We start from the raw sequence: 18,750 nt of genomic DNA on the forward strand, positions 1-18,750 counted from the left end.
CACGCGGTACGTCGGGGAGGGCGTCACGGCTGGTTCGGTCGTCGGGGTGGGGTACGGCGGGCGCGACCGCGCCGGGCGGCGGCCCGCATCGCGGCCCGCGCGAGTTCCGGTCGGTCGGCGGCACCGTCGAGGCTGGCGGCGAGGGCCCGCACGGTCGGGTGGCGGAACAGGTCGAGCATGGTGAGGGAGCGGCCGGTGGCCTCGGTGAGCCGGGCGTGCACCGCGGCGAGGGCCATCGAGTGGCCGCCGATGTCGAAGAAGTTGTCGGCGACGCCGACGCGGTCCCGGCCGAGCACGTCCCGCCAGATGCCGGCGATCAGCTCCTCGGTGGCGGTGAGCGCGTCCGGCCCGGTGGGCAGCGGGGCCCGGGCCGGCTCGGCGGACGCCACGGTCATGGCACCGAGCGCCGGCACCCGTACGGCCGGCCGGGGCAGGTCGGTGGCGACCCGGTCGGCGGGCGCGTCCGGGTCGGCCGCGAGGGCGCCGACCAGGGCGGCCAGGTCGGCCAGGAGCGCCTCGATCCGGTCGGCGTCGAACAGGTCGGGGTTGTGCACCACCTCGACGCCGGCCCGGCCGTCGCGTTCCACCACGTAGACGGTGATGTCGAACGGCGAGCCGGGCTTCGGCACCGGCACCGGCTCGACCGCCAGGCCGGTCAGCGCGAGCCGGGGCGGCACGAAGTTGAGCACGTTGAACAGCACCTGCACGAGCGGGGCGCGGGCGGTGTCCCGGCCGACGCCGAGGGCCTCGACGATCCGTTCCAGCGGCGCGCCGGGATGTTCGGTGACCGCGTGCAGCTCGGCGGCGCACCGGTCGACCAGCCCCGCGAAAGTCGCCCCGCCGGTGCGGACCCGCACCGGCACGGTGTCGATGAAGAAGCCGATGACGTCGTCGAAGGCGGCCAGCCGCCGGTCGGCGACGATCGCGCCGAGCACGTGGTCGTCGCCGCCGGTGAGCCGGCGCAGCAGCTCGCCGAAGCCGGCCAGCAGCACGGCCGCCACGGTGGTGCCGCGCCGGGCGGCCAGGTCGCGCACCGCCCGGTCGGCCGCCTCCGTGAGCCGCACCGCGGCCTCCACGCCGGCGTAGGTCTGCACGGCCGGGCGGGGCCGGTCGCGGGGCAGGTCCAGCACGGTCGGGGCGCCGGCCAGGTGGTCGGTCCACCAGGCCAGGTCGGCCGCGCCCCGGCGGAGGTCGCGCTCCGCCCGCCAGACCGCGTAGTCGGCGTACGTGGCGGGCAGCTCCGGCCGGGCCGGCGGCGCACCGGCGACCGCCCGGGCGTACGCGCCGGCCAGCTCGTCGTAGAGCAGCGCCTCGGACCAGCCGTCGAAGACCGCGTGGTGCACGGTGATCGCGAGCACGTGGGTGTCGGCGTCGAGCCGGTAGACGGTCACCTGCCAGGGCGGCCCGGTGGCCAGGTCGAACGAGTGCCCGGCCCCGGCCGCGAGCATGGTGGCCAGCTCCGCCTCGGCGTCGGCGGCGCCGGTCAGGTCGACCACCGGCACGGCCACGTCGGTCGGTTCCTCGCGGACCGCGTACGGCACCCCGCCGGTCTGCGGGATCCGCCAGCGCAGCACGTCGTGCCGCTCGGCCACGGCGCGCAGCGCGGCGCCGAGCGCGGCGGGGTCCAGCGGCCCGCGCAGCCGGTGCGCCACGGCGATGTTGTAGGGCGCGCTGGACGGGGCGAGCTGGTCCATGAACCAGAGCCGCCGCTGCGGCGGGGACAGCGTGGGCGGGTTGCCGGTGGTCAGGCCGTCGCCGTCGGCGGGCGCGGCGGCCCGCACCCGGTCGACCAGCGCGCCGAAGGTGCGGTCGGTGAACAGCACCCGGGTGTCGACCCGCCGGCCCAGCTCGGCGCGGAGGGCGGCGACCAGCCGCATGGCGGCGATGGAGTTGCCGCCGGCCGCCAGGAAGTCGCTGTCCGGCTCCGGGTTCGCGCCGAGCAGCCGGATCCAGAGCCGCCGGACCGCCGCCTCCACCGGGTCACGGCCGCCGGCCCCCTCGGCCACCTCCGGAGCCGCCGCGGCGAGCGCGCGCAGCGCCGGCCGGTCCAGCTTGCCGCTTGTCAGGCTGACCGGCAGCGCGGCCAGCCGCACCGTCCGGGCCGGCAGCATCGCGGTGGTCAGCCGGGGCCCGGCGTACGCCCGCAGCGCCTCGTCGCCGGGCGCGTCGGCGGGGGTGAGGAAGGCGACCAGCTCGGTGCCGGCCGGGCCGGGCACGGCCTCCACGGCCACCCCGTCGACGCCGGGGTGGCCGGCCAGCACGGCCTCGACCTCGCCCAGCTCGATCCGCTGGCCGCGCACCTTGACCTGCCGGTCGGCCCGGCCGAGGTAGACGATCCGGCCGTCCGGCGCCTGCCGGACCAGGTCGCCGGTGCGGTAGAGCCGCTCCCCCGGCCGGTCGCCGAACGGGTCGGGGACGAACCGCTCGGCGGTCAGCGCGGGCCGGTTGAGGTAGCCGTCGGCCAGGCCGGGGCCGCCGATCAGCAGCTCGCCGGTCTCCCCCGGCGGCACCGGCCGCAGGTCGGCGTCCACGACGTACGCCCGGTGGTTGGGCAGGGGCCCGCCGATGGGCACCGGGTCGGTGTCGGCGGCGGTGAGGTCACCGCTGACCGCCAGCACGGTGGTCTCGGTGGGGCCGTAGCCGTTGAGGAACCGCCGGCCGGGCGCCCAGCGGACGACCAGCTCGGCCGGGACCGCCTCGCCGCCGCAGAGCAGCACCCGCCAGGAGGGCAGCTCCGCCGGGTCGAGCAGGGCGAGCACGGTCGGGGTGATGAAGCCCCAGGTCACCTCGTGCGCGGCGACGAACCGGGCGAGCCGGACCGGGTCGGCCCGGTCGTCGGCGCCGAGCAGTTGCACCGCGCCGCCGAGCAGCAGCGGCACGAACAGGTCCATGGTGGCCGCGTCGAAGCCGAGCGAGGCGATGCCGAGGCTGCGTACCGAGGCGTCGGCGCCGGTCAGCGCGGCGACCCCGGTGACGAACTCGACGGCGTTGCGGTGGGTGGTGAGCACCCCCTTGGGCCGGCCGGTGGAGCCGGAGGTGAACAGCACGTACGCCGGGTCGCCGGGACGCGCCGGGCAGGGGACGAGCGGTGCCGGGCCGGGCAGCCCGACCGCCTCGACGCCGGGTTCGTCGCCGAACTCGGCCGCCGCGGCGTCGCCGACGACCACCCGGATCCCGGCGTCCCGGGCGATCTCGCGCAGCCGCTCGCGGGGGCCGCCCGGCTCCAGCGGCACGTACGCGGCGCCGGCCAGCAGCGCACCGACCACGGTGACCACCAGGTCGGGGGTACGCGCCCCGCAGACCCCGACCCGGTCGCCGGGAACGGTGCCGCGCTCGCGCAGGGCGGCGGCCACCCCGGCGGCCCGGTCGACGAGCTGCCGGTAGGTCAGCCGGGTGTCCCACTGGCGTACCGCCACCGCGTCGGGGGTGCGGACGGCCTGCGCGGTGATCAGATCGGCCAGGGTGGCGTCCGGCCAGGGCAGGTCCGCCCCGTACGCGGCGCTGACGGTCAGGATGTCGGTCACCCGTGGTCTCCCCGGTGCTCGGCTGGGTCGGTGATCTGGAGGCGGAGTTCGCTGACGTAGCCGCGGCCCTGCGCGTCGGTGACCCAGGACTCCGCCGGGGCGGGCAGCAGCTCGGAGACCACGATCGGGACGTCCGGGCTGGTCCGGTGGGCGGCGTCGACCATGGCGCAGAGCGACTGCGCGTACAGCGGGCCGGTCAGGTCGACGTAGCAGGGCTTGATCTCGGTGCCGACCTTGACGAACACCCGCTCGGGCAGGCCGGCCGCCGCCCGCCACCGGCGCACGGCGAGGTAGCGGGCGATCTCGTCGGCGTGCCCGGCGAGGCCGCACCCGCCCGCCGTGCTCCGCCAGGTGCGGCGGGCCACCACCAGCCGGTCGATGGTGATCCGGGGCGTGTGCGGGGCCGGGTCGAGCAGCTTGAAGGCGTCCAGCAGCAGCGAGTCGAGCAGGCCGGCGAAGACCTCCATGAGCGGCCAGCGCCCGCCGTCGGGGAAGACCGCGACCAGCTGGCCGGCGGCGCCCTCCACGGTGACCGCGGTGGCCGGCACCAGCTGGTCGGGGTCCGCGCCGTGTGCGGTGTCGATGCCGAGCTGGCGGTCCGCGGGCCCGGTCAGCCCGTACGTGGTGCGGGTGGTCCGCCGGGGGTAGCTGTCCGGCCAGAGCAGCCGCAGCCGGGCCGGGCCGAGGTCGGCGTCACCGGCGGCCCGCAGCGCCGCCGGGTCGGGGTGGAACGGGCTGAACACGGCGCTGTCGTAGGCGACGTGGGCCGGGTGGAGCTCGCCGAGGACGAGCAGGAACTCGCCCCGCCGGATCGCCTCCGGTGAGGCCGCGCTGACCTGGACGTCCGGGTTGTGCAGGCGGGCCGACGGCCAGCCGGGGCGCTCCGCGGGGAAGAGCAGCCGGACCCGCTCGGCCAGGTCGTCGGCGCGCAGCAGCAGCTCCGCCTGGCCGGCGGGCAGGTCGCGCAGGCCGAACAGCTCCGCCCACCGCTCGGTGAAGGCGGCACCGGCCCGGCCGATCGGGCCGTCCGGTGCGACCAGCGTCCCCTGCGCCAGCGACCAGAGGTCCGCCAGCCGCACCGGGCCGTCGGCGGCCAGCTCGCCGTGCAGCTCGGCGAAGAGGTCGGCGCACCGCGTGGCGACCTCCCCGGTGAACCAGCGGGCGGTCTGGAGCACCAGCCCCAGCGGGGCGGCCAGCGCGTCCAGGACGGCCGAGCCGACGGTGAACTCCAGGTCCCGGGCGGTCTCCTCGTAGCAGACGGTGCGGCCGACGTACATCTGGCCGCTGTGGCGGGTGGCCGGGCGGCCGGTCACCGCCGTGAACTCGGTGTTCAGCGCGGCCAGGGCGGCACCGAGCCGGTCCGGGTCGCCGGCGGCCGCGGCGACCGCGTCCCGGGCCGCGCGGAGCCGGTCGACATTGGCGGCCACCTCGGCCCGGACGCCCTCGTCGCCGATGAGCGCGATCCGCTCGGCGAGCACCTCCTCGGCGTCCGGGCTGACCGGCAGGTTGGCGCCCCAGATGAGCTGACCGCGATCGACCCACCGGTCGAGCAGCAGGTAGACGTCGTCGACGCCGTGCACCTCGCCGTCGGCGTGCAGCCGCTCCGCCAGCTCCCGCGCGGGGGTCCGCCCGTCGCAGGCGGAGAGCAGCCGGGCCTCGGTCGGGGTCAGCGCGATCGGCGGGTGCAGCGGCCAGCGCAGCTGGCGCCCCTCGACGGTCAGGTGCGGTTGCAGCGCGGGAGCCCACCAGCGGCGCACCGCCAGGTCGTCACCCAGCCGGTCGGCGTACGCGATCAGCGCCCACGCCTCGAAGAACACGTGCCGCCGGTGGACCAGCGACGGGCCGGGTGACAACCGGACAGCCGGCTCCGCCGGATCGAGGGTCCCCCAGCAGACCGGCCCGAAGAAGCCGATCGTCTCGGCCTTGCCGCAGTACCGCTGCCAGTAGCGCAGCAGGCTCAGCTCGCGCTTGCGCCGGCGGACGTTGCGCACCTCGGGATCGGTGCGCAGCAGGCCGTCGAGCGCGACGAGCATGTCCGGGTTCTGCCAGGTGACCGCCTCGCGCAGCAGCGGGTCGGCGGCAAGCTCGTTCACGACGGCGGACGAGTCGGCGAACGCCTCGCGCAGCACCTTGTCGAGCAGGTCGGGGCTGCTCGCACCGGTCAGCACCGCGTCGGCGACGGCGGCCGCCTCCGGTGCGGCGAACCGGTCGAGCCCCTCCGCCGGGAACCCGGCGGTGCGCAACACCACGTCCCGCCAGACCGACCAGCCGGTCTCCCCCAGCGGCAGCAGGTGGCTCATCGGTTCTCCGTCCCCTCGGTGTCCACGATGTGCAGGCGCAGCTCGCTGAAGTAGCGGCGGCCGGCGCCGTCGGGCACCCAGGCCTGGTCCGTGGTCGGGAGCATCTCGCTGACGGTGAGCGAGGCGTCGTCGCCGCCGTCGACCCGGGCGGCCCGCACCATGGCGCAGAACATGTTGGCGAAGGCCGGGCTGGACAGGTCCACGAAGCACGGCTTGGTCTCGGTGCCGAGCTTGACGTAGACCTGCTCGGGCAGGCCGAGCCGGCGCCGCCAGTCCCGCACGGCCAGGAAGCGCTGCCGCTCGCCGGTGGCCTGGGCCAGGCCGCTCTCCCCCACCGTTGTCCGCCAGGTCTGCCGGGCCATCACCAGCCGGTCCAGCGTGATCCGGGGCGTGTACGGCGCGGCGGCGACCAGCTTGAAGCCGTCCACCGCGTGGGCGCTGAACAGCTCGGCGAAGACCTCGGTGAGTGGCCACCGCTGCCCGTCCGAGGCGGTGGCGACGAGCCGGCCGTCGACCTCGCCGACGGTGAGGTCCACGGTGGGCAGCACCCGGGCCGGTTCCCCGCCCGGCGCGTCCTGGAAGGCCAGGTGCCGGTCGGTGGGCCCGGTCAGCGACTCGGAGGTGCGGCTGGTCCGGCGGGGCCACTCGGTGGGGAAGAGCAGCCGGATCCGCCGCGCGCCCATGTCCTCGGCCAGCGCGGCGCGCAGCCGCTCCACGTCCGGGTGCGACGGGGTGAAGACCGCGCAGTCGAACGACGACCAGGCGGCGTGCAGCTCGCCGAGCACCACGGTGTACTCGCCCCGGGCCAGCGCCGCCGCGTCGGTGGCGCAGATCTGCAGGTCGGGGCTGTGCATCACGGCGTTGGACCAGGTCGCCCGGGCGCCCGGGAAGACCGCGTCGACCCGGTCGGCCAGGTCGGCCACCCGCAGCCGCACGTCGGTGGTGCCGGGCGGCAGCGCGTCCAGGCCGAACAGCCCGGCCCAGCGGGCCGCGAAGTCGGCGGCGACCCCGTCGACCGGCCGCTCGCCCGCACCCCAGAACAGGCCCTGGGCCAGGAACCACAGGTCCGCGAGGGCGACCGGACCGCCGCCGGCCTCGGTGCGCAGCTCGTCGTAGAGCCCCCGGAACACCTCGTCGTACGCGTCGGCCAGGGCGTTCGCCATCCACCGGGCGGCGCGCAGCAGCACGTCCAGCGGGGCGGCCAGCTCGGCGAGCAGCGGCGCGCCGAAGACCACGTCCAGGTCGCGGGCGGTGTCCTCGTAGCAGATGGTCCGGCCGGCGTACATCTGTCCGGCCCGGCGGACGGCCGGGGCGCCGGTCAGCTCGGTGAACGTGGCGTCGAGAGTGTCCAGCGCGGCGCGCAGGCGCACCGGATCGCCGGCCGCCCCGGCCACCTCGTCGCGGGCGGTGCGGAGCCGGTCGAAACCGTCCCGCGCGGCGCTGCGGGCGGCCTCGTCGCCGATCGCCGCGATCCGGTCGGCCAGCACCCGCTCGGCGTCCGGGCTGACCGGCAGCGCCGCGTCCCAGCTGATCAGCTCCCGCTCCACCAGCCGGTCGAGCAGGGCGTACCCGTCCTCGGGGCGGCGCAGGCCGATGGCCGGGTCGGCCACCAGGTCGGCGGCGCAGCGGTCGCCGTCGGCGGCGGCGAGCAGGGCCGCCTCCACCGGGGTCAGCGCCAGCGGGGGCCGGCCGGGGCGCAGCACGGTCCGGTCCCGGACCGCGAGGTGCGGGCGCAGCACCGGCGGCCACCACCGGCGGACGGCCAGGTCGGCGCCGATCCGCTCGGCGTACGCGGCCAGCGCCCAGGACTCGAACCACACCCAGCGCCGCCGGGTCAGCCCGGCGCCGGGGCGGATCCGGGCGGTCTCCGGCTGGTCGGGGTCGACGGTCACCCAGCAGCTCGGGCCGAAGAAGCCGACCGTCTCGTTCTTTCCGCCGTAGCGCTGCCAGTACTTGAGCAGCGCCCGCTCCCGGTCCCGGCGCCGCACGTTGCGGGCCGCGTCGGCGCCGCCGCGGGCCAGCCCGTCCAGCGCGACCAGGGCGCCCCGGTTCTGCCAGGTGACCGCCTCGCGCAGCAGCGGGTCGGCGGCCAGCTCGTTGATCCGCTGGGCACCGGCGCGGACCGCCTCGTCGAACTCCTTGTCGTAGCGGTCCTCGCCGGTGCCGGTGGCGAGCAGCTCGTCGGCCGCCGCGGCAGCCCGGGGCGCGGCGAACAGGTCCAGGCCGTCGGCCGGGAAGCCGGTGGTGCGCAGGATGGCGTCGCGCCACACCGACCAGGCGGTGTCGCGGAGCGGCACCCGGTGCACACCGCCGGCGGTCCCGCGGCCGGCGGTGTGCACCCGGTCCGTGCCCGCGCCCGGCGTGCCGGTGCGGGTGGTCTCGGCGCCGAGGGCCGCGGCCAGGTCGGCGCGGATCAGCGCGAGCAGCTCGGGGAGCTGGTCATGCAGGAAGAAGTGGCCGCCGGCCAGCTCATGCAGGGTGAACCCGGCGGCGGTGTGCTCGGCCCAGGCGGCGTGCTGCTCGCGGGTGACGGCCCGGTCGTCCCGGCCGCTGAACGCGACGATCGGCAGCGGCAGGGGCTCGCCGGGCACGTACCGGTAGCCGTCCACCCGGCCGAAGTCGGCCCGCAGCAGCGGCAGCAGCAGCTCCACCAGCTCGGGGTGCTCGAACAGCTCGGCGGGCAGGCCGCCGCCGTCGCCGAGGCGGCGCAGCAGCTCGTCGTCGTCGGCCCGGGACAGCCCGTCGAAGGGGCCGGGCGCGGTGACGTGCGGGGCGCGGGCGCCGCCGACGTAGAGGCGCAGCGGCAGGGGCCGGCCGGTCCGGCGCAGTTCGCGGACCACCTCGTAGCCGAGCCGGCCGCCCATCGAGTGGCCGTAGAGGGCGTACGGGCGGTCGGCCCGGGCCGCCACGGCGTCGGCCACCTCGGCGACGTCGAAGCGCGGATCCTCGCTGATCCGGTTCTCCCGGCCGGGCAGCTGCACCGGCAGCACCTCGACGTCCGGGCCGATCCCCTCCTGCCAGCGCCGGAACGCGCTCGCGCCGGCACCGGCGTAGGGCAGGCAGAACAACCGCACCGGCGCCTGGGGTCGGCTTCCGGCGGAGACGAACCAGTTCACCGCGGTCCTTTCTGGACGGGGTCGATCCAGTACCGCCGGCGCTGGAACGGATAGGTGGGCAGGCCGGTGCGCCGGACCGTGCCCTCGGGGTGCAGGGCGTCCCAGTCGACGTCCCGCCCGGCGACCCAGTCGGCCGCCAGCTCGCGCAGCGGGCCACCCTCGCCCGCGACCCGGGCGTCGGTGTCCAGCAGCGCGTCCAGCCCGGCGAGCGCGCCGGTCAGGTCGGCGGCGACCACCGCGGCCCGGTGGGCGAAGGCCCGCCGGCCGAGCGCCAGGGTGGCGGCCACCTCGGGCAACGCCGGGGCGTCGCCGCCGAGGTGGGCCCGCAGCCGGGCCAGCGCGGCCCGCAGCGCCGCCGGGGTACGCGCCGACACCGGCAGCAGCCACGGCCCGTCGCCGGGCGGGTCGGCCGGGTCGGCCGGCGGCGGCTGTTCCACCACGACGTGCGCGTTGGTGCCGCCGAGCCCGAAGGCGCTGACCCCGGCCACCCGGCGCGGCCCCTCGGGCCAGTCCCGCGCCTTGGTGGGCACGTAGAACGGGCCGGCGGCCAGGTCGATCTCCGGGTGCGGGCGGGTGAAGTGCAGGTTCGGCGGGATCACCCCGTGCCGCACGGCGAGCACCGCCTTGATCAGCCCGGCGATCCCGGCGGCCGCGTCGAGGTGGCCGATGTTGGTCTTGACCGAGCCGAGCGCGCAGCTGTCGGCGGGCGCGGCACCCGCGTACACCTCGTGCAGCGCGGCGACCTCGATGGCGTCGCCGAGCGGCGTGCCGCTGCCGTGCCCCTCGACCAGGCCGACCTCACCGGGGGCGACCTCGGCGGTGGCCAGCGCGTTGGCCACCGCGGCGGCCTGCCCGGCCGGCCCGGGCACGGCGAAGCCGGCGCGGTCCGCCCCGTCGTTGGTGACCGCCCAGCCGGGCAGGACGGCGTAGATCCGGTCGCCGTCGGCCTGCGCGTCGGCGAGCCGGCGCAGCGCCACCACCCCGGCACCGGAGCCGAAGCCCGAGCCGTTGGCGCCCTCGTCGAAGGCACGGCAGCGGCCGTCCGGCGAGGCCAGCCCGCCCGGGGTGTGCCGGTGCCGGGGCCAGGTGACGGTCACCCCGCCGGCCACGGCGAGGTCGCACTGGTAGTCGGCGAGGCTCTGCGCGGCCAGGCACACCGCGACCAGCGAGCTGGAACAGGCGCTCTGCACGGCCAGCGCGGGCCCGGTGAGCCCGAGCCGGTAGGCGACCTGCCCGGGCAGGTGGTCGGTGAACTGCCGGCCGATCAGCCGGGCCTCCCAGTCGTCCGGGTCGACGTCGCCCACCACGGCCGGGTTGTCCATGAGGTGGAACAGGAAGTACCGGTTGGCGGAGGTGGCCGAGTAGACCCCGACCAGGCCGGGGAAACGCTCCGGGTCGTGCCCGGCGTCCTCCAGGGCCTCCCAGGCGGTCTCCAGGAAGAGCCGGTGCTGCGGGTCGGTCCGGGCCGCCTCGTCGGCGGCGAAGGAGAAGAACCCGGCGTCGAAGTCGGCGACCCCGTCGAGCCGGCCGACGGCCCGCACGTGCCGGGGGTCGGCGCGCAGCCCCGGCCCGACGCCCAGGGCGGCCAGCTCCTCGTCGGTGTGCTCGTGGATCGAGTCGACCCCGGTGCACAGGTTCCACCAGAAGGTGGCCACGTCCGGCGCGCCCGGGAAGCGGCCGGCGAGGCCGACCACGGCGATCTCGTCGCCGGTGTAGTCGCGGGCCGCGGCGGCCGGCGCGGCGGGAGCGGGCAGCACCGGGGCGCGGACCGCCTCGGGCGGGGCGTCGAGCAGCGCCGCCTGGGCGGCCACCGTGGGGTGGTCGAAGAGGCGCAGCATCGGCACGCGAACGCCGAACCGGTCGGCGAGCCGCTGCTGCACCTGGCCCAGCAGCAGGGACTGCCCGCCGACGTCGAAGAAGCTGTCGGTGCGGCACACCGCCGGCCGGCCGAGCACGGCGCACCAGATGTCGTGCACGGCCCGCTCGGTGTCGGTGGCGGGCGCCGCGCCGGCCGGCACCTCGGCCGCCGGGTCGGGCAGCGCCCGCTCGTCGACCTTGCCGGTGACGGTGAGCGGGAACTCGTCGAGCAGCACGACCGCGCGGGGCAGCGCGTACCCGGGCAGCGCGGCGGCGAGCGCGGCGCGCAGGGCGGCCGGGTCGGGGCGGTCGCCGGCCGGCCGGGCGTACGCCAGCAGTTCGCCGTTCCGGGCGATGGCGCGCACGCCGGCCACGCCGGGCTGGGCGGCCAGCACGGCCTCGATCTCGGTCAGCTCGACCCGGTGCCCGCGCACCTTGACCTGCCGGTCGAGCCGGCCGAGGCAGACCAGCTCGCCGCCGGGCAGCCGCCGGCCGAGGTCGCCGGTGCGGTACGCCCGCAGCCCGTCGGCGTCCACGGTGAACCGGTCGCTGTCCTGGTTGAGGTAGCCCGGTGCGAGGTGCCGGCTGCGGACCACCAGCTCGCCGGTGTCCGGGGCGAGGTCGACCTGGTAGCCGGGGAACGCGGTGCCGATCGGCAGCGGGCCGGCGGCGGCCGCGTCCACCGTGGACAGCGGGAGCACGTGCCGGGCCACGAACGTCATCTCGGTGGCGCCGTAGCCGTTGACCAGCCGGCAGTCGGGAGCGAACCGGTCCCGGCCGCGGAGGGCGTCGGCGTAGGTGGCCTGCTCGCCGCCGAGCAGCACCACCCGGACCGCGTCGAGGCGCCGGTCGCCGAGGGTGTCGAGCAGGTAGCGGTAGACGGTGGGCGTGCAGTGCAGCACGGTGGCCCGGTGCCGGTCGAGCTGCCCGACGGCGTGGGCGAGCCCGTGCCGGCGCAGGTCGACCGGGACCACGGCGGCGCCGGTGAGCAGCGCCGGGTAGAGGTCGGGGATGGCGGCGTCGAAGCTGAACGAGGCGAGCAGGCTGAGCCGGTCGGCCGGGCCGATGGCCAGCGCGGCGATCTGGTTGTCGACGACGTGCGCCAGGTTGCGGTGGGTCTGCCCGACGGCCTTGGGCACCCCGGTGGAGCCCGAGGTGAACAGCACGTACGCCAGCGCGTCCGGGTCGACCGGCACGGGCCGCAGCGGGGCCGGCGGCACCTCGTCCAGCGGCACGACGGTCCGCCCGTCGGCGAGGTCCCGGGCCAGCTCGCGGTGTTCGGCGGCGCAGGCGAGGGCGGTGACCCCGGCGGCGGCGAGCATGTGGCGCAGCCGGTCGACCGGGAAGCCCGGGTCCAGCGGCACGTAGGCGCATCCCGCGGCGAGGGCGCCGAGCAGCGCCGCGACGGTCGGTGCGCCGTGCGCGGTGAGCAGGGCGACGCGGTCACCGGGTCGGACGCCGGCGGCGGCGAGCGCGGCCGCGTGTCCCCCGGCCATCCCGGCCAACCCGGCATAGTCGACCTCGTGGGTCTCGCCGAGAAGGGCCGGCCGATCACCGTGATGCGCCGCGACCTCGCCGAAACGATTGATGATCATCGGCTGTGCCATGTCAGCGGGCTGTTTGTTCCCCGTGGACGGCAGGCGCGCAGCGTTCGGTGAATGTGATCATGATCCCCCCCAGGACTTCACACTGGGAGCAGAATAAAGCTCAATCTCTCGATGGGGACGGCATCGATTCAGGTCAAGCCGAAGGGATGACGACCCGTGGAAGCTCGGACGGCGGAATTCGACCGATCATCCCTCTAGCGCGTAGACGATTTACCGCGTAAGCGTCTACTCACGAGTTATTTTACGGTGAAAATACTTCCGGACCGTGGAATTTCCACCGCGGGTGGCCTCGTCGCCGCAGCTCAACACGCGTCCCGGGGTGCCTGACTACACATCGTACGGTGGTCGCGGGATCGGGTCGACCATCGCGTCGAATCCCTTGGGGAGCTGCGCCACGAGGTCCTGGAACTCGCCGACCGTGACCGTCTCGCGCAGGGTGGCGAGCACCGCGCGGGAGCCCACCTCGGCGACCGCCGGGTCCACTCCGGCCCGCTCCGCGACCCGGTACAGGAACGCGACCGCGCCACCCGTCGTGCCGCCCTCGCCCGGAGCGGCGAGATAGCTGCCGACCTCGTCCGGCAGCTGCGCGGCCAGGTCCGCCGACTCGGTGGCGGTGATCCGCTCGGCGAGGGTCTGCAACACCGCCCGCGAGATCGTCGCGGCCTGGCCGGTGGGCAGCTCGGCCCGGCGGGACACCGCCTCGACGAATCGGGGAAACCGCACAGCCGCACTCCTGTCGTCGCCGGCCGCTGCCGGGTATCCGACAAGCCCCGGCCCGGACTCCCGGAGCGTCGCGCCCGCGGTTACCCGCGCCCGGCCGCCGCAAACTGCGGATCGGCCACCGGTACGCGCTGAGCGGAGGTCAGCGCTCCGCGCCAGGGTGCCGGGTTTGCCGCCGTCGCACGGCGGGGCACATCCGCCGGGACGCCCGGGACGCCGGGCACCGACGCGGGACGGAGCATCCGGATGGGGTGGCTGAGCAGACTCCTGGGTGGAGCGGGTCCGGAACGGCAGGACGTTGCCGAGCGGGTGAGCACGTACGGCCTCTTCCGGACCGGGACGGAGACTGTCGAGTTGGACGACCGCGAGACCGTCCGGCGGTGGCTGCGGGAACTCGACCCGGATCTCCAGCAGCAGGTGCACATCCACCGGCCGTGGGGCGTCATCGCCGCCGTGAGCGACCACCGCGACCCGGTCGGCGTCGTCGTGCAGGAGCCGGACGGCCGGGCGTGGGGCGCCTACGTGCCGGGCGCCGACCGCCGGGAGCACCTGACGCCCGAGCAGGTCGAGGCCGTGATGCTCGCCGCGCTCACCTCGACCGGGCGGCCCGACGGGCCGGACTGGCGGCCGATCGTCTGACCCGGCCGGCCACCCGTGCGGGAACCGGGCGGGCGCCGCCGCTCGGTAGGCTCGCCGCATGGCCCGTACCACCCACCCCGGCGCCTGCCCGCTGGACTGCCCCGACACCTGCGTCTGGCAGCTCACGGTCTCCGACGGCCGGGCCGTCGCCCTGCGCGGCGACCGCGACCACCCGTTCACCCGGGGCGCGCTCTGCGGCAAGGTCAACCGCTACCTCGACGCGGTCAACGGCCCCGACCGGCTGACCACGCCCTACGTGCGCACCGGCCCGAAGGGCGCCGGGCGGGTCGGCTACCGGCCGGCGAGCTGGGCGGAGGCGGTCGAGCGGGTGGCCGCCGGGCTGCGCGCGAGCATCGACCGCGACGGCCCGGAGTCGGTGCTGCCCTACTACTTCGCCGGCACCATGGGGCACGTGCAGGGCTGGACGATGGGCCAGCGGCTCTTCGCCCACCTGGGCGCGTCGCGGCTGGACACCACCATCTGCACGGGCGCGGCCCGGGCGGCGCTGCAGTCGATCTACGGCGGCTCGGTCGGCTTCGAGCCGGAGTCGATCGTGGCGGCGAAGCTGGTCGTGCTCTGGGGCGCCAACCCGCTCGCCACCAACCTGCACCTGTGGCCGTTCGTGCAGCGGGCCCGGGAGCGCGGCGCGTACGTGGTCACCGTCGACCCGCTGCGCACCGACACCGCGGCCCGCAGCGACGAGCACGTCGCCCCGCTGCCCGGCACCGACGCGGCCCTGGCCCTCGGCCTCATGCGGCACGTACGCGACGCCGGTGCCGCCGACGAGCAGTGGCTGGCCGCGCACACCGTCGGCTGGCCCGAGTTGGCCGCCCGGCTCGACGAGTGGCCGGTGGAGCGGGCCGCCGCCGAGTGCGGCCTGCCCGTGGAGGTGGTCCGCCGCCTCGGCGACCGGATCGCCACCACCCGGCCCACCGCCGTCCGGGTCGGCCTGGGCCTGCAACGGCACCACGGCGCCGGCCAGGCGATCCGGGCCATCTGCGCGCTGCCGCTGGTCACCGGCGACTTCCGGCACCCGGGCGGCGGCGCGCTGGTGTCGACCAGCGGACACCACCCGATCGACGAGGGCCGGGTGGTCCGGCCGCCCGGCATGCCGGCCCCGCTGGCCCGGAAGCTGAACATGAGCCGGCTGGCGACCGTGCTCACCGGCGAGGCGGACCCGCCGGTGACGTCGCTGGTGGTGTTCAACTCCAACCCGGCCGCCACCGCACCGGACCAGAACCGGCTCCTCGCCGGCCTGCGCCGCACCGACCTGTTCACCGTGGTGCTGGAGCAGCGCTGGACCGACACCTGCGACTACGCCGACGTGGTGCTGCCGGCCACCATGCAGCCCGAGCACCTGGACCTGCACTCGTCCTACGGCCACCACTACACGACGTTGAACCTGCCGGTCACCCGGGCGCCCGGCGAGGCGCTGCCGAACACCGAGATCTTCCGGCGGATCGCCGCCGCGCTCGGCATCGACCACCCGCGGTTCCGCGACAGCGACGAGGACCTGGCCCGACAGCTGCTGGCCGGCACGCCGGTCAGCTTCGAGGAGCTGCGGCAGAAGACGTACGCCCGGACCACCGGGGTGCCGGTCGGCTCCGCACCCTTCGCCGCGGGCGGCTTCCCCACCGCGGACGGCCGGGCCCGGCTGCACGACCCGGCGCTGGCCCGGCTCGGGGTGGACCCGCTGCCCGGGCACACGCCGCCCGTGGAGGCGGCCGACCCCGAGCTGGCCCGCCGGTTCCCGCTGGTGCTGCTCGCCCCGGCGGGCCGGTTCCTCATGAACTCCACCTTCGCCTCGCTGCCCTGGCATGCCCGGCGGACCGGGCCGCCCCGGGTGCACCTGCACCCGGATGACGCGGCGGCGCGCGGTCTCGCCGACGGCGACGCCGTGCGGGTGCGCAACGACCGGGGTGCGTTCCTCGCGGCGGTCGCCGTGGACGAGGCGACCCGGCCGGGCCTGGCGTTCACCTACAAGGCGTACTGGGCGCGGCTCAGCCCCGGGCGGGCCACGGTCAACGCGGTCACCGCGGTGCGCGACACCGACCTGGGCGAGGCGCCGACCTTCCACGACTGCCGGGTCGAGGTCGAGCCGGTGCCGGCCGAGCTGCTGATCCCGGAGCCGCCCGCCGACGCGGCGGCCGTGCCGGCGCCGGCCGACCCGGCCCCGGTGCCGGCCGGCTGAGCCGGCGGCTCACCCCTCGGCGAGGGCGTCGAGCACGAGCGCGGCCGTCCAACTGAACGCCGGTGACCCGAGCCCGGCCCCGGTGTCCGGGTGGAAGTACTCGTGGCAGCCGGCCCCGTCGACCAGGTCCAGCAGGGACTCGCGCAGCCCGGCGGCCAGGTCGGGGCGGTGGTGGGCGCGCAGCCCCCGCCACAGCAGCCAGCCGGTGTTCACCCAGCTCGGGCCGCGCCAGTAACGCAGCGGCTCGAAGTCCGGCGCGGTGCGGTCGTGCGTGGGCAGCGGGCGGTCCATCCGGGCGGCCAGGCCGAACCGGGGCGAGCACGCCTCGGCAAGCACCGCCCGCGCCTGGCGGGCCGGCAGGTCGGGCAGGATCAGCGGCAGGAGCCCCAGCACGGTGCGGGCCGGGACGAGCCGGTCCGCCCGGACGTCGCGCGGGCGGAACGTGCCGCTCACCGGGTCGTAGAGCCGGTCGACGAGGGCCTGCGTGATCCGGGCCGCGCGGTCCCGGTGCGGCCCCGGGTCGGCGCCGACCACCGTGGCGATCCGGGCGAGGGCCTGCTCGGAGACCCCGAGCGCCGCGTTGACCAGCGGGCACTCCACGAGGAACGGATGCCGCCCGAGCAGCCCGTCGTCCCGGTAGCGGCCCGCCCGGTACGCGTCCACGAGTGTGACGTAGCGCGCGTAGTCCAGGTCGGTGGGGCGGTGCGCGGAGTCGGCGTGCGCGGTGTCGTGCCGGCGGTACGCCCGCATCACCGCCTCGTCGGCGGGCACCGCGGCCAGCGGGGCGTCCCAGGCAGGGCTGTTGTCCAGACCGGACTCCCACGGGTGCACCACGGCGGCCAGCCCGCCCCCGCCGACGTCCCGCCGGCCGGTCAGGTAGCGCTGCTGGGCGACCAGCCGCGGATAGAGCCAGCGCAGCGCGGCCACGGACGCCTCGGAGGGGGCGCGGCGGTGCACCAGCCAGGCGGCCGGGGCGTGCACCGGCGGTTGGACGATCCCCGAGGTGGCCGCCGCCGGGGCGCCCTCGGCCCGGGCCGAGTCCCAGAACTCGGGCCCGGGAAAGTACGCGCCGACCCGCAGCGCCGGGTTGAACACGATGTGCGGCACCCGGCCGTCGGCCCACTGCGCGGCGAACAGGCTGCGCAACTCGCGCCAGGCCCGGTCGGGACGGACGTGCGCCAGCCCGACCGCGATGAACGCCGAGTCCCAACTCCACTGGTGTGGATAGAGGGTGCGGGACGGGACGGTGTGGTCGTGCTCCCAGTTGGCGTCGAGTGTGGCCAGCGCCAGCCGGCGCAGCCGGGCGGCGCGCTCGGCTGCGCCGGTGCGGCCGGACCGTACCCCGGTGGCCTCGCCGGGGGCGCTCACGCCGCCACCCGCCGCGGCCGGGCCTGACCCAGGACGGTGGCGGCCTGGCGCAGGGCGGCGACGGGATCGCCGCGCAGCCGGCACTCCAGCGCCAGCCAGCCGGGGTAGCCGATCTCGTCCAGGGTGGCGAGCAGCGCCGTCCAGTCCAGGTGCCCGGCGCCCGGCTGGTGCCGGTTGGAGTCGCTGACCTGCACGTGCCCCAGGTAGGGCGCGGCCGCGCGCAGCGCCGCGCAGGCGTCGTCCTCCTCGATGTTCATGTGGTAGGTGTCGGCGACCACCCGGACCGAGGGCAGGGCCACGGCACGGCACAGGGCCACCGCCTCGTCGAGCCGGTTGACCATGTGGTCCTCGTACCGGTTGAGGGGTTCCAGGAAGAGGGTGACCCCCTCGGCGCGGGCGTGCTCGCCCAGCTCGCCCAGGGCGTCGACGAGGACCTGCCGGTCGCCCTCGGGCGGGCGGGGCGGCTCGAACGGCGGCAGCCGGCGGGAGAACATCCCCCAGGCGGCCGGGGTCATGGCGCCGAGGCCGCCGAGCTCGGCGATCACCGAGAGCTGGGAGCGCAGGTTGCGCACGGCGTCCCGGGACCGCTCGGGATCGAAGTCGCCGATGAAGTGGTCCATCTCGACGCAGACGGTCGGCAGGACGACGCCCTCGGCGCGGGCGCGGCGCAGCTCCGGCAGCCGCCGGGCGAGGCCCAGGTCGCCGCAGCCGCGCAGCTCGATGCCCTGGTAGCCGAGGGAGACGGCGAGGGCGTACTTCTCGGACAGGCCGGCGCCGGGGAGCAACTGCTCCTGGCAGGCGAGGGGGATGGTCATGGGAACCTCAGCACCACTTGGAGGGCGTCACCGTCACCGCGGTCGAGCAACGCCAGCGCGTCGGCCACCGCGCCCGCGTCGACGACGTGGCTCACCAGCGGCAGCGGGTCGACGCTGCCCTCGGCCACCAGGTCCATGAAGGTGTGGGCGATCCGGGTCCCGGTCCACCGGCCGGCCGTGCCGGGCGCGGGGGCGGGCCCGGAGATCTGGGCCGCCACCAGCTGGATCCGGTTGTGGTGGAACTCCTCGCCGAGCCCCAGCCCGTGGGCGTACCCCTGGTAGAAGCCGGCGGCCACGACGCGGCCGGCGTGGGTGGTGGCGCGGATCGCCTCGTGCAGCGCCGGGTACGACCCGGACAGCTCCAGGCAGACGTCCGCGCCGCGGCCGCCGGTGGCCGCGTGCAGCGCGGCGGCGGCGGAGTCGACGGTGGCATCGACCACCCGGCGGGCGCCGAGCCGGGTGGCGTGGGCGAGCCGGCCCGGTACCCGGTCGACGGCCACGACCCGGGCTCCGGAGAGGACGGCGAGCCGGGTGCCGAGCAGCCCGATCACGCCCTGCCCGAAGACTCCCACCCAGTCGCCGAGGTGCAGGTCGCCGGCGAGCACGGCGGTCA

At 76.7% G+C, this 18,750-nt stretch carries 10 protein-coding genes; 2 read left to right on the plus strand and 8 right to left on the minus strand.

What is annotated here, in order from left to right; all coding sequences use genetic code 11:
* Window positions 1–23: 23 nt before the first annotated feature.
* From F8274_RS12300 to F8274_RS12320, 5 genes are all read right to left on the minus strand, one after another.
* A complete protein-coding gene (locus F8274_RS12300; protein ID WP_151462431.1) occupies window positions 24–3,524 on the minus strand; it encodes a non-ribosomal peptide synthetase in 3,501 nt (1,166 codons plus the stop codon).
* The gene (locus F8274_RS12305; RefSeq protein WP_151462432.1) at window positions 3,521–5,824 is read right to left on the minus strand and encodes a lantibiotic dehydratase; all 2,304 of its coding nucleotides are present in this window, start codon (window positions 5,822–5,824) and stop codon (window positions 3,521–3,523) included. Before F8274_RS12305 ends, F8274_RS12300 begins: the two co-directional genes overlap by 4 nt.
* On the minus strand, window positions 5,821–8,940 hold the full coding sequence (locus F8274_RS12310) for a thioesterase domain-containing protein (RefSeq protein WP_151462433.1): 3,120 nt from the start codon (window positions 8,938–8,940) through the stop codon (window positions 5,821–5,823). The genes F8274_RS12305 and F8274_RS12310 overlap by 4 nt, the downstream gene beginning before the upstream one ends.
* Entirely contained in the window at window positions 8,937–12,404 is a 3,468-nt protein-coding gene (locus F8274_RS12315; protein WP_151462434.1) for an AMP-binding protein, read from the minus strand. The genes F8274_RS12310 and F8274_RS12315 overlap by 4 nt, the downstream gene beginning before the upstream one ends.
* A 327-nt stretch (window positions 12,405–12,731) precedes the next feature.
* Window positions 12,732–13,127, minus strand: a complete 396-nt coding sequence (locus F8274_RS12320) for a DUF2267 domain-containing protein (RefSeq protein WP_151462435.1) — start codon at window positions 13,125–13,127, stop codon at window positions 12,732–12,734.
* Window positions 13,128–13,433: 306 nt separating this feature from the next.
* Between F8274_RS12320 and F8274_RS12325 the strand changes: the two genes are divergently transcribed.
* Both F8274_RS12325 and F8274_RS12330 read left to right on the plus strand, forming a co-directional pair.
* The gene (locus tag F8274_RS12325) at window positions 13,434–13,763 is read left to right on the plus strand and encodes a hypothetical protein (RefSeq protein ID WP_225853751.1); all 330 of its coding nucleotides are present in this window, start codon (window positions 13,434–13,436) and stop codon (window positions 13,761–13,763) included.
* A 58-nt stretch (window positions 13,764–13,821) separates the two neighbouring features.
* Entirely contained in the window at window positions 13,822–15,954 is a 2,133-nt protein-coding gene (locus F8274_RS12330; RefSeq protein WP_151462437.1) for a molybdopterin-dependent oxidoreductase, read from the plus strand.
* A 9-nt stretch (window positions 15,955–15,963) separates the two neighbouring features.
* Here F8274_RS12330 and F8274_RS12335 read toward each other — a convergent pair whose 3' ends face one another.
* From F8274_RS12335 to F8274_RS12345, 3 genes are all read right to left on the minus strand, one after another.
* Entirely contained in the window at window positions 15,964–17,322 is a 1,359-nt protein-coding gene (locus F8274_RS12335; protein ID WP_151462438.1) for a hypothetical protein, read from the minus strand.
* Window positions 17,319–18,137 carry a sugar phosphate isomerase/epimerase family protein gene (locus F8274_RS12340; RefSeq protein ID WP_151462439.1) on the minus strand — a complete coding sequence of 273 codons (819 nt, stop codon included), beginning with the start codon at window positions 18,135–18,137 and terminating at the stop codon, window positions 17,319–17,321. The genes F8274_RS12335 and F8274_RS12340 overlap by 4 nt, the downstream gene beginning before the upstream one ends.
* Window positions 18,134–18,750 (minus strand): zinc-binding alcohol dehydrogenase (locus tag F8274_RS12345; RefSeq protein WP_151462440.1); only part of this gene is annotated, 617 nt, incomplete at its 5' end. The genes F8274_RS12345 and F8274_RS12340, both read right to left, overlap by 4 nt.

It is taken from the genome of Micromonospora sp. AMSO31t (genome assembly GCF_008868175.1).
In the GTDB taxonomy this organism is placed as follows: domain Bacteria; phylum Actinomycetota; class Actinomycetes; order Mycobacteriales; family Micromonosporaceae; genus Micromonospora.

Bases quoted from the DNA above. Each gene is read 5' to 3' on its own strand.
- F8274_RS12315 (WP_151462434.1), bottom strand. From the start codon at position 12,404: ATGGCACAGCCGATGATCATCAATCGTTTCGGCGAGGTCGCGGCGCAT.
- F8274_RS12305 (WP_151462432.1), bottom strand. From the start codon at position 5,824: ATGAGCCACCTGCTGCCGCTGGGGGAGACCGGCTGGTCGGTCTGGCGG.
- F8274_RS12330 (WP_151462437.1), top strand. From the start codon at position 13,822: ATGGCCCGTACCACCCACCCCGGCGCCTGCCCGCTGGACTGCCCCGAC.
- F8274_RS12340 (WP_151462439.1), bottom strand. From the start codon at position 18,137: ATGACCATCCCCCTCGCCTGCCAGGAGCAGTTGCTCCCCGGCGCCGGC.